The following is a 16485-nucleotide window of genomic DNA, read 5'->3' on the forward strand; positions in this document are numbered from 1 at the left end:
GCCGCTTCCTGGCTCGGCGCGCCGCTCTTCCTGGCGCTGATCCGCGCCGGCGGGGCGGCGCCGCCCGGGCTGGAGCCCCCGCCGGAACCCTGGCCGGTGCTCGATTGCGGCCAGGCGCCGGGGCACGCGCACGCCGCGCTGCGCGCCGCGCTGGCGGCGGTGGTGCTGGCGCCGGAATGCCCCGCCTTCCCCACCCTCGCCGCGCTGGCGCAGGGCCGCGTGCTGGCGGCCGCCCCGCCGGCGCTCGACCTCGCCCATGGAACGGGCGGGCGGCCGGCCACGGAGGAGCAGGTTGCCCGCTGGCTCGCCGCCGATCCGGCGCGCAGCGCCGGCCCCGCCGCCGGCGGCAGCGGCCCTGGTGACAGTCCGGAGGCCCTCGGGTAAAGCCGGAACGGCCCCCGCCGACGAGCGGGGCGCCGCAACGGCCCGCCGCCGTGGGGCGCCTCCCGCGGCCTGGTCCCGCACCGGCGGCAGGGCGCCGAACGGAAGGAAGCACGGTCATGCAGCTGACGCCCCGCGTGAAGGAAATCCTCTCCTGGTACGAGAGCGACAATCCCGGCACCAAGGCCAACCTGGCGCGCATCCTGATGGAGGGAAAGCTCGGCGGCACCGGCCGGCTGGTGATCCTGCCGGTGGACCAGGGCTTCGAGCACGGCCCGGCCCGCTCCTTCGCCCCCAACCCCGCCGCCTATGACCCGCGCTACCATTTCGAGCTGGCCATTGAGGCGGGCCTCTCCGCCTATGCCGCGCCGCTCGGCATGATCGAGGCGGGGGCCTCCACCTATGCCGGCGCCATCCCGACCATCCTGAAGGTCAATTCGTCCAACAGCCTCTCCACCACCAAGGACCAGGCGGTGACGGCCACCGTGGCGGATGCGCTGCGCCTCGGCTGCTCGGCCATCGGCTTCACCATCTATCCCGGCTCCGAATACCAGTTCGAGATGATGGAGGAGCTGCGCGAGCTGGCCGAGGAAGCGAAGGCCGCCGGCCTTGCCGTGGTGGTGTGGAGCTATCCGCGCGGCCCGAACCTCGACAAGACCGCGGAGACCGCGCTCGACATCTGCGCCTATGCCGCGCACATGGCGGCGCTGCTCGGCGCCCACATCATCAAGGTGAAGCCGCCAACGGAAGCGATCTCGCTCGACGCCGCCAGGAAGACCTACGAGAAATCCCCGGTGCCGGAGATCGGCCAGCTCTCCGGCCGCATCCGGCACATCACCCAGGCCTGCTTCGGCGGCCGGCGCATCGTGGTGTTCTCGGGCGGCGAGGCCGGCACGGCCGAATCCATCGTCGAGATGGCGCGCGGCATCCATGCCGGCGGCGGCAACGGCTCGATCATCGGCCGCAACACCTTCCAGCGCCCCAAGGCGGAGGCGCTGAAGCTGCTGTCCGACATCATCGCCGTCTACCAGGCGGCCGCCTGAGATGGCGCCGGCTCCGGAGGCGGGCGGCGGCGAGCCGGGCTGCCGCCTCTATCTCATCACGCCGCCCGCGCTGGAGCCGGCGCGCTTCGCCGACGACCTCGCCCGCGCGCTCGACGCGGGCGACGTGGCCGCCGTGCAGCTGCGCCTGAAGGATGTGGGCGAGGACGCGCTGCGGCGCGCCATCGACGTGCTGCGGCCCGTGACGCAGTCGCGCGATGTCGCCTTCCTGCTGAACGACCGCGCCGACCTCGCCGTGCAGCAGGGCTGCGACGGCGCCCATCTCGGCCAGACCGATGGCGACCACGCCCAGGCGCGCAAGCTGCTGGGGCCGGAGCGGATGCTCGGCATCACCTGCCACGCCAGCCGGCACCTGGCGATGGAGGCGGGCGAGCTGGGCGCCGACTACGTGGCCTTCGGCGCCTTCTTCCCCACCGCCACCAAGCAGGCCGAGCACCGGGCCGAGCCCGAGATTTTGGAGTGGTGGACGGAGATGTTCGAGCTGCCCTCGGTCGCCATCGGCGGCATCACCGCCGAGAACTGCGCGCCGCTGGTGCGGGCGGGGGCGGATTTCCTGGCCGTGGTCGGGGCGGTGTGGAACCACCCGGACGGCCCCGCGGCCGGGGTGCGCGCCCTGAACGCGGCGATCGCCGCCGCCTGAGGCGGCCCGCGCCTAGGGGTCCGCGCCTAGGGGTCCGCGCCTCAGGGCCGGTGCCTCAGGGCCGGCGCGGATAGGCCTCGCCGGTGACGGGGCAGCAGGGCGGGTCCGGCAGCCGGGCGATGCGCGCCCGCGCCTCCGCCGCCTGTGCCGTGGAGGCCAGGCGCTGGTCCGGCTCCTGCCCTTCCGGATAGGCGCCCACCACCAGCAGGTCCTCGCTCTCCTCCACGCGCTGGTGCCCGGTGCCGGCGGGCAGCACCAGAACGTCGCCGGCGCTCACCGGCACCTCCGGCCCGCTCTCGTCGCCCAGCCGCACGACCACCGATCCCTTCACGATGGCCAGCGCCTCATGCGCCGTGGTGTGGAAATGCACATAGGGATGGATCCCGTCGCGCCAGGCGGGCAGCCAGCCATGTCCGGCGAGCAGCGCCTCCGCCCGTTCCACCTTGCCTTCGGGAAAGACCTTCCGGTGCACCTGGACGGGCAGCCGCGGATTGTTCGGGACCGCCTCCTGACTGGGCAGCCACAGGGTTTCGCTTTGCATCTGCCGGTCTCCGGTATTCCTTGCCGTTGCCAACGGGATCGAAGGCGCCCGAGTTGCGGAGCAGGGCCTTGGCTATTGCGTGAACGCGGCCATCCGCCGCTCCCATTCCTGCCGCAGGCGCAGGGCCCAGCTTGGGTGCGGCTCCGGCAGGCGGGGCATGTCGGGCGGCGGCGGCGTGGCCAGCAGCGCCTCGGGGCGCGGCCGGGGCGCCGGCGGGGCCAGCCGGCCCAGCAGATGCGGGTCGGCCATGCGGGCCTGGGCCTCCGGGGAGAGCAGGAAATTGGCGGCCAGCATCGCCGCCTCGGGCTGCGCCGCGGCACGCGGCACGGCCAGCAGCGCGGCATGGGCCATGCTGCCGCGTCCCAGCGTCTGGGCGCGGCTGGAGGGCGGCCATTCCCCCAGCCGCACCAGCCGCGGCAGCGCGATGGGATGCAGCGCCGGCATCAGGGCGATCTCGCCGCTCCGCAGCAGGCGCCGCAAGGCCGCGGCCCCTTCGGGGAAGGCCTGGCCCTGGCGCCACAGGAAAGGGCGAAGCGAGCCATACCACTCCCAGAAGGGCGCGGTGAAAAGGGTGAAGTTCCGGTCGGTGGTGGGGCTCTCCAGAAGGCGCGGATGCGGCACCAGCTCGTGCAAGGCCTGCAGCAGGAAGGCGGCGCCCAGCGCGTGGCGTGGCGTCGGGTGCGCCAGCCGGCCTGGCCGGGCCCGCGCCCAATCCGGCAGCGCCAGCATGCCGGGCGGCGGCTCCGGCACCTGCGCCGCATCGTGCACCAGCACCAGCCCGCCGCCATGCCAGGGCACGCCGAAGCCGCCTTCCGGCGCCCCGGGCGGCGGCGGCGCGGCGTTGGGCAGGGCCGAGCGGGCCGGCAGCAGCAGGTCCTGCTGCCGCAGGGCGAGCAGCGCGCCCGCATCCAGCGCCACCAGATCCACCCCCTCCCCCGATGCGACGCGCGAGACCGCCTCCGCCTCGTCGCGCAGCGGCACGATGTCGAGGCCAATGCCGTGGCGGGCCGCCAGCTCGGCCGCCATCCAGCCCAGGAAGCCCTCCAGGCCCGGATCCTCGGCAGTCAGGTGGAAGCGGAGGGTACGGCCCCAGGCGTTCTGGCGCAGCGCCTCCCACAACAGGGCGGCGGCCCCGTCGAGAGGGATCCCGGCGGCGGCGCGGCGGCGCGGCAGCCCGGCGGCCAAGGCCGGGGGCAGGCCCGCCAGCAGGCCGCGCCGCGTGATCATGCCCCCGCCCCGGCGGAAAGCCGGGGAGCACGGGAGCCTGCATTTCTGTTCCGCCTCAGCATGGGGCGGCGTAGATAGGATGGCGGAGCCGCTTTACCCAGCCCCGCCGGCCTTCAGGGCGCGCCGTGCGGCACGTGCCGGGCCAGCCCCCCGAACAGGTCCAGCATGCGCTCGCGCCAGGCATGGACCGCGTCCGAGGCTTCCAGAAGCGGGAATGACGACACGCAGCGCGCCCATTGGAAGCTTCCGAACACGGCATAGTCGCCATAGTCCGGCGCCGCACCGCCCAGAAAGGGCTGAGCACGCAGGATCACCCGCAGCGGTTGCAGGGCCGCGCGGAACTCGGGCAGCCGTGCTTCACGCCCTTGTGTCACCTGCTCCAGGGCCATGCCGAAGCGCGCTTCGCGGCTGGCGCGGAAATAGGTCCGGTGGCTTTCATCCAGCCATTGCGGGATGTCGCTGACGATCATCCGCGCCAGATGCAGGTTCAGCACCGTGTCGGCCCAGGCATTGATGAAGCGCACCGGCTGGCGGGCGCCGTTGAACAGCGAAGGGGCCTCGGGGTAGCGGTCCTCCAGATACTCGGCGATGGCCCAGGAATCCGCGACCACATGGTCCCCGTCCACCAGCACCGGCACCTTGTCCTGGCCCGAGAAGGCGATGGCCTGGCCTTCGGTGAAGCGCCAGGGGACGCAATCCGCCTCCAGCCCCTTGTGCGCCAGCGCCATGCGGCTGCGCCAGCAATAGGGGCTGAAGCGGCGCTGCGGGTCGGAGCCGGCCAGCTCGTAGAGTTCGCGCGCCATCGCCGCTCAGCCGGCCCGGACGCCGCGGCGCAGGGGCAGGCCGTGCAGCGCGCCCCCCTTCAGGCAGCGTGCGGCCCCAGGCTGGCTCGGCGTCATCGCGGAATGCGGTTCGGTCATCGCTGGCAGCTCCCACGCGGTGGCGCAGCGCCACCGCTCCGGAGCAGGACGCTACAAAGCCCCCTCCCCCGCGGCAAGCCGGCCCCGGCGGCGCGGGTCACGCCGCCCGCGCATCCCGCCCCGGGAAATGGCAGGCTGCCATCTGCCCGCCATGCGGCGCCAGCGCCGGCTCCCGCTCGGCGCAGAGCGGGGTGGCGCGCGGGCAGCGGGTGCGGAAGCGGCAGCCGCCCGGCAGCCGCCCGGCATCGGGCGGCTCGCCCTGGAGGCTGAAATTCTCGGTCACGCGCCGGCCGCCGATCTGCGGGATCGCCGCCAGCAGGGACTGGGTGTAGGGGTGCTGCGGGTCGGCGAAGATCGCGGCGGTCGGGCCGATCTCGACGATGCGGCCGAGATACATCACCGCCACCCGCGTACACATCATCCGCACCACCGCGAGGTCGTGGCTGACGAAGACATAGGTGAGGTCGAAGCGGTCGCGCAGCTCGCGGAACAGCTTCAGCACCGTGGCCTGCACCGAGACATCCAGCCCCGAGGTCGGCTCGTCGAGGATCACCACCTTGGGGTGCAGCGTCAGGATGCGCGCGAGGCCCACGCGGCGCTGCTGCCCGCCCGAGATCTCGTGCGGATACAGTTCCAGATGCCCCTCCGGCAGCCCCACGGCGCGCAGGATCTCGCGCACCCGGGCACGGCGCGCGGCAGCGTCGAGCTTCGTGTGGATGACCAGCGGCTCCTCCAGCGAGCGGCCGATCTTCCAGCGCGGGTCGAGCGAGGCGCCGGGGTCCTGGTAGGCGTATTGCAGGTCCTTCCGGCGCTCGGTGCGGTGACGCTGGCCGGGGCCGGCGAGCAGTTCGCCATCGAGCAGGATCTCGCCGGCATCGGGCTGCTGGATGCCCATTACCGTCTTGCCGAGCGTCGACTTGCCGCAGCCGGATTCGCCCACCAGGCCGAGGATCTCGCCCTTCTCCAGGGTGAAGGAGATGTCGTCCACCGCCTTCACCGCTCCCACCCGGCGGCCCATGAAGCCACGGATGGGGAAGTGCTTGACGAGGTGGCGCAGCTCCAGGATGGGGCTCGTCGGGGTCATGCGGGCAGCCTCGGATGGTAGCAGCGCAGGCGGTGGCCCTCGGCCAGCAGCGTCTCCTCCGGCCGGGTGGCGCGGCACGCCTCCGTGGCGCGGTCGCAGCGCGGATGGAAGCGGCAGCCGGGCGGCTGGGCGAGCGGGCTCGGAACCTCGCCGGGAATGCCCGCGACATCGGCGCCTTCCCTGGGCAGGCTCTCCAGCAGGCGGGTGGTGTAGGGGTGCGCGGGGGCGGCGAAGAAGCGGTCGATCGGCGCCGATTCCACGTCCTGCCCGGCATACATCACCGTCACCGCGTCACAGATCTCCCAGGCGGAGCCGAGGTCGTGCGTCGTCAGCAGCACCGCCACGCGCCGCTCGGTGGCGAGGCGGCGGATGACGCCCAGGATCTGCGCCTGGATGGTGACGTCGAGCGCCGTGGTCGGCTCGTCGGCGATGACGAGGTCGGGCTCCGGCAGCAGCGCCATGGCGATCATCAGCCGCTGCCGCTGCCCACCCGAGACCTCGTGCGGGTATTTCCGCAGGATGGCGGCCGGGTTGGGGAGTTGCACGGCGGCGAGCATCTCCAGCACCGCCTCCCGGTCGGCCTTCCGGCGTGCGCGTGGATAGGGTTGCAGCAGGGTGGGCCAGCGCCCCTCTCCCTGGCGACGGGGAGACTTCCACTTCATCAGGTCCATCAGCTGCTCGCCGATGGTGAAGACCGGGTTGAAGCTGCTGAACGGGTCCTGCGGGATGAAGGTGATGGCGCGGCCGCGCAGGTCGCGCGCCAGGGTGGCGGGGTCCTCGCGCAGCAGGTCTCGGCCACGGAAGCTGATGCGCCCGCCCTCGATCTGCGCGCCGCCCGCCGGCAGCACGCCAAGGATGGCGCGCGCCAGCGTGGTCTTGCCGCAGCCGGATTCGCCCACCAGCCCCATCACCTGCCCCGGCGCGATGCGGAGGCTGGCACCATCGAGGATGCGCGCCAGGCCACGCTCGGTGCGGAAGCCGAGGGTGAGGCGGTCCACCTCCAGGAGAAGCCCGCTCACGGCCCGCGCCCCCCACGGCGGATGCGCGGGTCGAGGATGTCCCGCAGGCCATCGCCCAGCAGGTTGAAGCCCATGACGACGAGGAAGATGGCGATGCCCGGGGCCAGCGCGTACCACCAGGCCTCGGGCAGGTATTCGCGGGATTCGGCGATGGTGCGGCCCCATTCCGGCGTCGGCGGCGGCGCGCCGAGGCCGAGGAAGCCCAGCGCCGCCGCCGTCAGGATGGTGGCGCCCATGCCGATGGAGGTGCGCACGATGATCGCGGAGGCGATGTTGGGCAGGATGTGCAGGATCATGACGCGCGGCGCCGAGGCGCCGAGGGCGATGGCGGCCTCGACGAAGGTCTCGTTCTTGATCGAGCGCGTCTCGGCATAAACCAGCCGCGCCCAGAACGGCCAGTAGGTGGCGCTAAGCGCCAGGATGACGTTCTCGATCGACGGCCCCAGCGTCTGCGCGATGGCGATGGCCAGCACAATCTGCGGCACGGCGAGGAAGATGTCCGACAGCCGCATCAGCAGGTCGCTGAACCAGTTGCGGTAGTAGCCCGCCACCAGCCCGATCGGCACGCCGATCAGCACCGCCGTGCCGGCGGCGATGACCGCGATCAGGATGGTGATGCGCGCGCCGAACAGCAGGCGGCTGTAGATGTCGGCGCCCATGCGGTCGGTGCCCATCCAGTGCTCCGCGCCGGGCGGCGTCAGGCGGCGGGCGGTGTGGATCTCGTACACGTCGTTCGGGTGGGTGGCGAGCCAGGGGGCGAAGATGGCCGCCAGCACCAGCAGCAGGATCAGCGTGAAGCCGACCATCGCCGCGCGGTCGCGCAGCAGGCGCCGCGCGATATCCGCCGCGCCGGCGAGGAAGCCGTGGTTCGGCGCGCTCATCGCGTGCTCCGGGGGTCGATCAGCGTGTGCAGCACATCGACGATCAGGTTGACGATGACGAAGATGGCGCCGGCCCAGAGGGTGAAGCCCATCACCGCGCGATGGTCGGACTGGATGATGGAGATGACGGCGAAGGCGCCGAGGCCCGGCCAGTCGAACACCGCCTCCACCACCACAGCGCCCGAGAGCAGCACGCCGAAAATCAGGCCGATCTGCGTCACGGTGGAGATCAGCGCGTTGCGCAGCACGTATTTCCACGTCACCAGCGCGCCGGGCAGGCCCATGGCGCGTTCGTAGAGGACGTAGTTGCTGGTGACGACCTCCAGCACGCCGGCGCGGGTGAAGCGGGCGATGGTGGCCGCCGCCGGCAGCGCCAGGGTGATGGCCGGCAGCGCGATGTGCCGCAGCGCGCCCCAGAACGATTCCCAGTCCCATTGCAGCAGCGAGTCCAGCAGCATCAGGCCGGTGACGGGCTCCGGCCCGAAGCCGTCGATCCGCCCGTTCAGCGGCGCCACGCCGATCTGCATGGCGAAGAGGTACTGCAGCTGGATGGCCAGCCAGAAGCTCGGGATGGCGAGGCCGGAGACGGTGACGATGCGCAGCGCGTGGTCGATGGCGCTGTTGCGCCGCAACGCCGAGACCACGCCGAGGGGGATGCCGAGGACAGAGGCCAGCAGCACCGCGGCGAAGGTCAGCTCCAGCGTCGCCGGCAGGCGGGTGGCCAGCTCCTCGGCGATCGGCTGCTGGCTGAACAGGCTGACGCCCATGTCGCCGCGCAGAAGATCCTGGAAGTAGGCCAGGAGCTGCACCGGCAGCGGCCGGTCGAAGCCGAGCTGCGTGCGCAGCGCCGCGATCTGCTCGGCCGTCGCGTTCTCGCCCGCCAGGATGGCGACCGGATCGGTCGGGATGACATGGCTGATGGCGAAGGTGATGACGCCCAGACCAATGAGAGTCGGCACCAGCCACAGCAGTCGTGACAGGATCAGTTCCAGCCTTTTCATGCGGCGCCCCGGCAGGCCCCGGCGCGGGTGGGCGCCGGGGGGAAATTCAGGAAAGGCGGATCAGGCGAAATGCGCCCAGCGCATGTCCTGCCCGCTGCCCACCGGGCAGAAGCGGATGCCGGCGATGCGCTTCGAGTACGGCCCGAACCACTTGGTGTTGTAGATCCAGACGCCGGCGGCATCGTCGAACACCATGCGGGCCGCTTCCTCGTTCAGCCGCTGCCGCTCCTCCTGGTCGGTCGAGACCAGCGCGCGCTCGATGCGCTTATCGACTTCCGGGTTGCTGTAGTAGGAGACGTTGCCGCCGCCGAGGTAGCGGGAGCCGTAGAGTTCGCCGAGCCAATTGTTGGGGTCGGCGTAGTAGGTGCTCTTCCAGTAGGGCACCATGTCGTATTGTTGGTCCTTGTTGCGCATGCGCGAGGAGACGGTGGGCCAGGGCGCGGATTCGATGCGCGCCTCGATGCCGATCTTGCGCAGGTTGGCCTGGAACACCGAGGCCGCCTGCTCCGTCTCGCTGAAGCCCGCCAGCGTGCCGATGGTGATGGGCCGCAGCGGCGCCTGCACCTTGGCCAGCTCCGCCTTCGCCAGGTCGAGGTCGAATTTGTAGCCCTCGAGCCCCTGCGGCGCGCCCCACATGTTGTTCGGGATGATGGTGGGGTTTCGCACCACCGATCCCTTCAGCACGTCGTTGATGAAGCCGTCATAGTCGAAGGCGTGCACCAGCGCCTTGCGGAAGTGGATGTCGTTCATCGGTGCGCGGGCATTGTGGATGCAGAAGTGGAACACCCGCATCGATTCCTGTTCCAGGATCTGCACCGTGTCCGAGGCGCGGAAGCGGTCGATCTGGTCGGGCGTCATATAGCCGTCCGTGCCGTGGTAGTCGCCGCGGATCATGCCCAGCACGCGGGTGTTGGTCTCCAGCACCGTGCGGAACTCGATCTCGTCGAGATATTTCGGCCCCCAGCCGGCGAAATGGTCGGGGAAGCGCTGGGCGATGAAGCCCACCGCCGGGTCGTAGCGCCGCAGCCGGAAGCTGCCGGTGCCGGCCACGTTGCGCGCCAGCCAGGCGCGGCCCCAGTCGCCGTCGCGCTCGTTGCGCTTCACCAGCTTGGAATTCACCACCGTGATGTCCGGCACCAGAGAGCCGAAGATGGCGGAGGGTTCCTTCAGCCGGAAGCGCACCGTGTGCGCATCGGGCGCCGTGGTGGCGCCGGCTTCCAGCAGCGGCCGGAACAGCGGCGCGGCGCCGAGGTTCAGCGCCAGGATGCGCTCGATGCTGTAGACCACGTCCTCGGCCGTCATCGGGCTGCCGTCGTGGAACTTCACGTCGCGGCGCAGCTTGAACACCCAGTCCAGCCCGTCGTCGCTGGTCTCGTGGCTCTCGGCCAGCCAGAGGATCAGCTTCGGCGGGTTGTCCACCCAGCGGTAGAGGCCGTCGTAGAAGTTCAGGCGCACCGCCACGCGCGCGGTGTCGAACACCACATGCGGGTCCAGCGTGTCGAAATTGCTGTTGTTGGCGTAGACGAAGCGGTCGGCGGCGTGCGCCTCGCGCGGCATGGCGGCGGTGGCCGCGGCGGCGGCGGCAAGCCCGAGGAGGGGTCGCCGGGAGATCGGTATCATCACAGGCACCTTTCCGTCTGGTGGTTGCAGTCGTGTCGGCGCGCGGCCGTCAGGCGATGGGGCTTCCCGTCACCGGCAGCACCTGCCCGGTGATCCAGGAGGCATAGTCGGAGGCCAGGAACAGCACCGCATGCGCGATATCCTCCGGCTCGCCGAGCCGGCGCATGGCGATGCCCTCGACCATGGCGCGCTGGCCCTCGGCGCCGTAGGAATTCCACTGCCGCTCGTAATCGGGGCTGGTGCGCAGGAAGCCGGGCGCCACGGAATTCACCGTGATGCCGTACGGCCCCAGCTCATGCGCGAGCTGCCGCACCAGGCCGAGCTGCGCCGCCTTGGCCGTGGCATAGGACTGGATGCCGGTGCGGCTGACGCCAAGCCCCGCCCGGCTGGAGATGACCACGATCCGCCCGCGTCCGGCCGCCTTCATCCCCGGCACCACGGCGCGGGCGGCGAGGAAGGCGCCCTTCAGGTTGGCATCCTGGATCGCGTCCCACTCCGCCTCGGTGACGTCCTCGAAGGGCTTCGGGCTCTGGCCGCGCACGCCGCCGGCGACATGCACCAGGATGTCCGGCGTGCCGGTCTCGCCGATCAGCGCAGCGATGGCGGCGGCATCGGTCACGTCCAGCCGGCGCGTCTCCAGGCTGCCGCCCGCGGCCGGCGCCACATGCGCGGGCAGCGCCGCCAGCTCCGCCTCCAGCACATCGGTCGCGATGACGCGGCCGCCACGTTCCGCGAAGGCGGCGGCGATTCCGCCGCCGATGCCGCGCGCCGCGCCCGTCACCAGAACCGTGCGCCCCGCGAATGCGATCCTCATGCCGCGGCACTCTCCACCGCGGACATGTGCCCCATGCGGAAGCTGAGCTGCCGCGCGGCGGCCACCACCAGCCCGATCATGCGCTCGCGGTTGGCCGCGTAGCGCGGCGTGACGACGCCGAGGTTGATCGCCGCCTCCACCCGCCCGCTGCGGGTCCGCACGGGGGCGGCGATGCCGGTGCCGCCGAGCACCATCTCCTCGTCGCTGATGGCGTAGCCATCCCGCCGCGCTGCCTCGATCAGGCCGCGCAGCGCGGCACGGTCGGTCACCGTGCGCGGCGTCAGCCTCTCCGGCTGCAGCCGCGCCAAATAGGCATCCACCACGCCGGGCTCGGCGTAGGCCAGCAGCACGCGGCCCATGGCGGTGCAGTAGGCGGGCATCTGCGTCTCGCGCGTGGTGTCGTAACGCACCGCCTGCAGGCTCACGAGCTTGGCGCAGCGCTTCACGTCCTGGTTGCGCATGCGCACGCCGAGCACGACGGTCTCGCCGCTCTCATCGCGCAGCTTCTCCATCACCGGCCTGGCGACGGCGACGAGATGCGCGGTGGGCCCTCCGCTCCAGCCGGGGCCGCTGCGGCAGGCGGGGTTCATCACGTAGCGGTCGCCTTCCTCGCGCAGCGCGTAGCCGCGCCCGACCAGCGTCTGCAGCAGGCCGTGCGTGCTGCTGCGCGGAAAGCCGAGTTCGAGCGCCACTTCCTTGAGGGAGACAGGCTCCGCCGCAGCGGCGAGGAACTCCAGCAACTCCAGGATCCGCCCCGCGGACTTCACTTCCAGATTCATGGACATGAATGCCAATCCCGTTGCTGAATGAGGTTCGTTGGCGGACAGTAGCGATGTCAAGGCAAAATGAACCCGGCGTCATCGAGCGGGGCGCCGTCGAGAGGGATGGTTCCATGAGCAAGCTTGCGATCGTCACCGGCGGCGCGCGCGGCATCGGGCGCGGCTGTGCCCTCGCCCTCGCGCAGCAGGGCTTCGACATCGCGCTGGTGGACCTGCTGTTGCCGGAGATGCAGCGCACGCAAGGCGAGATCGCGGCGCTCGGCCGTGAGGTCTCGGTCCACGAGGCGGATGTGGCGGAGTTCGCCCGCGCCGGCGAGGTCGTGGCGGCGGTGATGGAGCGGCATGGCCGCATCGACGTGCTGGTGAACAATGCCGGGCGCGGCAACCTCACCGGCATCCTCGAGATCACCGAGGCGGAGTTCGACCGCACCATCGCGGTCAACCTCAAGAGCTGCTTCAACTACATCCGCCACGTGGCGCCGCTGATGAAGGCGCAAGGGTCGGGGCGCATCATCAGCATGTCCTCGCTGAACGCGCATTCGGGCGGTGTCACCGCCGCGGTCAGCCGCTTCTCCTACGCCGCCGCCAAGGCCGGCATCCTCGGCATGACGCGCGCGTTGGCCAAGGAGCTGGGGCCGGAGATCCTGGTCAACGCCATCTGCCCGGGCGTGATCGAGACGGAGCTGGGCAACAGCATCACCCGCGCGCGCGGGCCGGAGCTGGCGCGCGGCATCGCGCTGCAGCGGCTCGGCAAGCCGGCGGATGTCGCCAACATCGTGGCCTTCCTCGCCGCCTCGGAGCCCTGCTTCATCACCGGCCAGGACTTCGTCGTCGATGGCTTCCAGTACAACGTCTGAAGGCCCCGCCCGGGCGCCGGGGGCGGAACCACGCCCGGCCTGGGTCGCGGCGCTCGGCGTGGCGCTGCTGATGCAGACGGTGAGCGCCTGCCTCACCCGCGTCTTCCCGGTGCTGGCGCCGGCGCTGACCGAGGCGGCGGGCGTGCCGGAGAGCAGCATCGGGCTGCTGGCCTCGGTGGGCTCGGCCGGCACCATGCTCTGGCTGGTGCTGGGCAATGGCGTGATGGCGCAGCTCGGCGCCGTGCGCACCCTGCAGCTCGGCGCCGTTCTGGGGGTGGCGGGGCTGCTGCTGGCGACGGGCGGCGGCTGGCCGGCGCTGCTGGCGGCCTCGCTGCTGATCGGGCTGGGCTATGGCCCCTCCCCGCCCGCGGGCAGCGACCTGCTGCGCCGCTATGCGCCGGCGCGGCACCGCTCCCTGGTGTTCTCCATCAAACAATCCGGCGTTCCGCTGGGCGGGGCGGTCGCCGGCATCGCCGTGCCGCTGCTGCTGCAAAGCGGCAACTGGCGCTGGGCCTGCCTTGGCATCGCCCTGCCGGCGCTGGCCGCAACCCTGCTGTCCGAGGCCTTCCGCCGCCGCATCGACCCGCCCGGCCCGCGCCGCTTCTCGCTGCGCGCCGCGCTGGGGCCGGCGCAGATGGCGGCGCCCTTCCGGCTGCTGGCGCGGCGGCCGGCCCTGCTCGGCATCAGCTATGTGAGCCTCGGCTTCGCGGTGGCCCAGGGCAGCGTCTTCGCCTTTCTCGTCCTCTACCTGACGGCACGGCAGGGCTTCACCCTGGCCGAGGCGGGCACCGCCTTCGCCGCCATGCAGGGCGCCGGCGTGGCGGGGCGCATCCTGGTGGGCTGGCTGGCGGACCGGATGGGCTCGGCCCGCCGCATGCTGGTGCTGCTGGCCTTCGCCTCCGCCGCCGTCACCGCGCTGCTGGCGGCGGTCGGCCCCGCATGGCCGCCCGCCGCGGTGGTGGGGCTGAGCGCGCTGGGGGGCATCGCCATCGCCAGCTGGAACGGCGTCTTCATGGCCGAGGTCAGCAGCCTGGTGCCGGAGCCGCAGGTGGGCGAGGCCACGGCGGCCACCACCTTCGTCACCTTCATCGGCTATGTGCTGGGGCCGGCGCTGGTCGGCGCCTGCCTGGCGCTGGGCACCGGCTACGGGCCGGCCTTTCTCGCCGTGGCGCTGCTGCCCTTCAGCGGCGGGCTGGTGCTGCTCGGAACAGCCGCCCGGCCGTCCTGAGCGGCGGCCCGAGTCGGGGCGGCGGGAGAACCGCCCGCCCTTCCGGCCACCATTGGTTTACGAACGCTCACGAAATGCACCGGATTGTGGATGCCTTGCTTCGTGCAAGATGCGGCCGGATCGTATAGCGTCACTCTCTCCCGCGCCCACCTTCAGTGGACGCAGCACGGCTGCAGGCTTAAAGATTCAAAGATATGGCAACGATCCTGATCCTGGACGACAGGACGACCAACCGGGACATTTTCGCCAGACTGGCCGTGTCGCTCGACAAGGATGTGAGGGTCGAGGCTTTCGGCGACCCGAGGCGGGCCCTCGATTGGCTGCGTGACAACAGCGCCGATCTGGTGGTCACCGACTTCCGCATGCCGGAAATGGACGGGGCGGAGTTCACGCGCCAGCTGCGAAGCCTCGGGCCCGGCTCGGGTGCCGCGGATGTGCCGGTGATCGTCATCACCGCCTACAACGACCGTGCCTACCGGCTGCGCGCCCTGGAGGCGGGCGCCACCGACTTCCTGCTCAGCCCCGTGGACCATTACGAGTTCATGACCAGGGCGCGCAACCTGCTGCGGATGCGCTGGCAGCAGCAGATCATCCAGCGCCGCGCCGCCTCGCTGGAGCAGGAGCTGGAGGACAGCGCCCGCAGCCAGGAGGAGCTGCTGCGCCACAGCCGCCGCGCCCTGGCGCAGGTGATCGACACCGTCCCGGCCATGATCAGCGCGGCCGACCGGCAGGGGCGCTGCGTCTTCGTCAATGCCTGGCAGGCCCGCTTCTCCGGCTCCACGCCCGATGCGCTGGTGGGCAACCCGGTGGAAGCCCTGTTCGGCCCCGAGCGCGGCCGCCGCTCCCGTGCGCTCGACCTGCTGGTCTTCGAATCCGGCGAGGCCCTGCCGGGCCGCGAGGAGGAGGCGGTGGACGCCGATGGCCAGGCGCGCATCTTCATCACCACCAAGGCGCCGCTGCGGGGCGCCCGCGGCGAGATCGAATCCGTCCTGACCACCTCGCTCGAGATCACCGACCGCAAGCATGCCGAGCAGCGGCTGGGCCACCTGGCCCACCACGACCCGCTCACCGGCCTGCCCAACCGCGCCTTCCTGCGCAACCGGCTGCGGCGGGAGCTGGCGCGCGGCCGCCGGGGCGACCACATCTTCGCCCTCCTCTTCCTCGACCTCGACCGCTTCAAGCCGGTGAACGACGTCTTCGGCCACCACCTGGGCGACGAGCTGCTGCGCGCCGTGGCGGAGCGCCTGCGCCACGTCACGCAGGAGAACGACATCATCGCCCGTCTGGGCGGCGACGAGTTCGCCATCGTGCAGACCGGCATCAGCCAGGCGGAGGAGGCCGCCACCCTGGCCGAGAAGGTGGTGGCCAGCCTGTCGGAACCCTTCCACTGCGGCGGCCAGACGCTGACGGTGGGCGCCAGCATCGGCATCACCCTCTACCCGCGGGACGGCACGGACGCCGCCGAGCTGCTGCGCAACGCCGACCTCGCCATGTACCGGGCCAAGGCGGAGGGGCGAAATGGCTGGCGCTTCTTCGCCGCCGCCATGGATGCGCGGGCACGCGAGGCGATGCAGATCGAGGCGGCGCTGCGCGAGGGCCTCGCCCGCGGCGAGTTCCTGCTGCACTACCAGCCCCAGGTGGACCTGCGCACCGGCCGCATCACCGGCGCCGAGGCGCTGCTGCGCTGGCAGCGCTCCGGCCAGACGCTGATGGGCCCCGGCCGCTTCCTGCCCGTGGCGGAGGAGAGCGGGCTGATCGGCCCCATCAACGAATGGGTGCTGGGCGAGGCCTGCCGCCAGGCGGTGCGCTGGCGGGAGGCCGGCCTGCCGCCGATCCGCATGGGGGTGAACCTCTCCCCCATCCAGTTCCGCCGGCAGGACGTGGCGGCGATGGTCCTGCGGGCTTTGGCGGAAAGCGGGATGAACCCGGCGCAGCTCGACCTCGAGCTGACCGAGGGCATCCTGATGGAGCAGGCGCCGGAGACGGCGGCCGTGCTGCAGACGCTGCGCACGCGCGGGGTGCGGATTTCGGTCGATGACTTCGGAACCGGGTACTCTTCGCTGAACTATGTTAAGAACTTTCCGATAGACCGGCTCAAGATCGACCAGTCCTTTGTGCGCGGCATGACCACGGAGCCGAACGACGCGGCCATCGTGCGCACCATCGTGGAGCTCGGCCATATGCTGCGCCTGCAGGTGATCGCGGAAGGTGTGGAGACCGAGGCGCAGCTGCTGCAGCTGAAGGCCGAGGGCTGCGACGAGGTGCAGGGCTTCTACTACAGCGAGGCGGTGCCACCCGCGGATTTCGCCGAGCTGATGGGCCATCCCGTCGCCATCCCACGTGCCAGCCTGGCGGCGGCCGCCCGGCCGGAGCTGCCGGAGAGCAAGGGCCAGGACGCCGGCCCGCAGCTGCTGCGCGGGCCCTGAGGGTGC

At 71.7% G+C, this 16485-nt stretch carries 15 protein-coding genes and 1 pseudogene; 6 read left to right on the forward strand and 10 right to left on the reverse strand.

Going from position 1 to position 16485, the window contains the following annotated elements:
- The 3 genes and pseudogenes from ACFOY6_RS08810 to thiE form a co-directional block, all read left to right on the forward strand.
- A pseudogene (locus ACFOY6_RS08810) lies at positions 1–384 on the forward strand (hypothetical protein); the annotation flags it as partial.
- A gap of 116 nt (positions 385–500) precedes the next feature.
- Positions 501–1424, forward strand: a complete 924-nt coding sequence (locus tag ACFOY6_RS08815) for a class I fructose-bisphosphate aldolase (RefSeq protein ID WP_379650191.1) — start codon at positions 501–503, stop codon at positions 1422–1424.
- Position 1425: 1 nt separating this feature from the next.
- Positions 1426–2082, forward strand: coding sequence for a thiamine phosphate synthase (gene thiE / locus ACFOY6_RS08820; RefSeq protein WP_379650194.1), 657 nt, complete (start codon positions 1426–1428; stop codon positions 2080–2082).
- A gap of 55 nt (positions 2083–2137) precedes the next feature.
- On the opposite strand, the gene ACFOY6_RS08825 is transcribed toward thiE, so the two are convergent.
- The 10 genes from ACFOY6_RS08825 to ACFOY6_RS08870 all read right to left on the reverse strand — a co-directional run bounded on the left by ACFOY6_RS08825 (position 2138) and on the right by ACFOY6_RS08870 (position 11974).
- Positions 2138–2623, reverse strand: a complete 486-nt coding sequence (locus tag ACFOY6_RS08825) for a cupin domain-containing protein (RefSeq protein WP_109515254.1) — start codon at positions 2621–2623, stop codon at positions 2138–2140.
- Positions 2624–2695: 72 nt separating this feature from the next.
- Positions 2696–3850, reverse strand: coding sequence for an ABC transporter substrate-binding protein (locus ACFOY6_RS08830; protein WP_379650197.1), 1155 nt, complete (start codon positions 3848–3850; stop codon positions 2696–2698).
- 113 nt (positions 3851–3963) lie between these two features.
- Positions 3964–4653, reverse strand: coding sequence for a glutathione S-transferase family protein (locus ACFOY6_RS08835; protein WP_109515252.1), 690 nt, complete (start codon positions 4651–4653; stop codon positions 3964–3966).
- A 214-nt stretch (positions 4654–4867) separates the two neighbouring features.
- Positions 4868–5854, reverse strand: a complete 987-nt coding sequence (locus ACFOY6_RS08840; RefSeq protein ID WP_379650199.1) for an ABC transporter ATP-binding protein — start codon at positions 5852–5854, stop codon at positions 4868–4870.
- Positions 5851–6873: an ABC transporter ATP-binding protein gene (locus ACFOY6_RS08845; protein WP_379650201.1), complete on the reverse strand. Its 1023-nt coding sequence runs from the start codon at positions 6871–6873 to the stop codon at positions 5851–5853. Before ACFOY6_RS08845 ends, ACFOY6_RS08840 begins: the two co-directional genes overlap by 4 nt.
- A complete protein-coding gene (locus tag ACFOY6_RS08850) occupies positions 6870–7754 on the reverse strand; it encodes an ABC transporter permease (protein ID WP_379634645.1) in 885 nt (294 codons plus the stop codon). The genes ACFOY6_RS08845 and ACFOY6_RS08850 overlap by 4 nt, the downstream gene beginning before the upstream one ends.
- Positions 7751–8755 carry an ABC transporter permease gene (locus ACFOY6_RS08855; RefSeq protein ID WP_109515248.1) on the reverse strand — a complete coding sequence of 335 codons (1005 nt, stop codon included), beginning with the start codon at positions 8753–8755 and terminating at the stop codon, positions 7751–7753. Before ACFOY6_RS08855 ends, ACFOY6_RS08850 begins: the two co-directional genes overlap by 4 nt.
- Positions 8756–8815: 60 nt before the next feature.
- Complete coding sequence (locus ACFOY6_RS08860; protein ID WP_379650203.1) at positions 8816–10375, reverse strand: ABC transporter substrate-binding protein; 1560 nt, start codon at positions 10373–10375, stop codon at positions 8816–8818.
- Positions 10376–10424: 49 nt separating this feature from the next.
- Complete coding sequence (locus ACFOY6_RS08865; protein ID WP_379634647.1) at positions 10425–11189, reverse strand: SDR family NAD(P)-dependent oxidoreductase; 765 nt, start codon at positions 11187–11189, stop codon at positions 10425–10427.
- Positions 11186–11974 (reverse strand): IclR family transcriptional regulator, encoded by a 789-nt coding sequence (locus ACFOY6_RS08870; protein ID WP_109515245.1) that lies wholly within the window; start codon positions 11972–11974, stop codon positions 11186–11188. Before ACFOY6_RS08870 ends, ACFOY6_RS08865 begins: the two co-directional genes overlap by 4 nt.
- Positions 11975–12081: 107 nt before the next feature.
- On the opposite strand from ACFOY6_RS08870, the gene ACFOY6_RS08875 reads away from it, so the two are divergent.
- From ACFOY6_RS08875 to ACFOY6_RS08885, 3 genes are all read left to right on the forward strand, one after another.
- Positions 12082–12825 carry an SDR family NAD(P)-dependent oxidoreductase gene (locus ACFOY6_RS08875; protein WP_379634650.1) on the forward strand — a complete coding sequence of 248 codons (744 nt, stop codon included), beginning with the start codon at positions 12082–12084 and terminating at the stop codon, positions 12823–12825.
- The gene (locus ACFOY6_RS08880; RefSeq protein WP_379650206.1) at positions 12803–14053 is read left to right on the forward strand and encodes an MFS transporter; all 1251 of its coding nucleotides are present in this window, start codon (positions 12803–12805) and stop codon (positions 14051–14053) included. Before ACFOY6_RS08875 ends, ACFOY6_RS08880 begins: the two co-directional genes overlap by 23 nt.
- A 194-nt stretch (positions 14054–14247) precedes the next feature.
- A complete protein-coding gene (locus ACFOY6_RS08885; RefSeq protein WP_109515242.1) occupies positions 14248–16479 on the forward strand; it encodes a two-component system response regulator in 2232 nt (743 codons plus the stop codon).
- Positions 16480–16485: the final 6 nt, after the last annotated feature.

Origin of the sequence: Teichococcus aestuarii, assembly GCF_042651065.1 — a bacterium.
Lineage (GTDB): Bacteria > Pseudomonadota > Alphaproteobacteria > Acetobacterales > Acetobacteraceae > Pseudoroseomonas > Pseudoroseomonas aestuarii.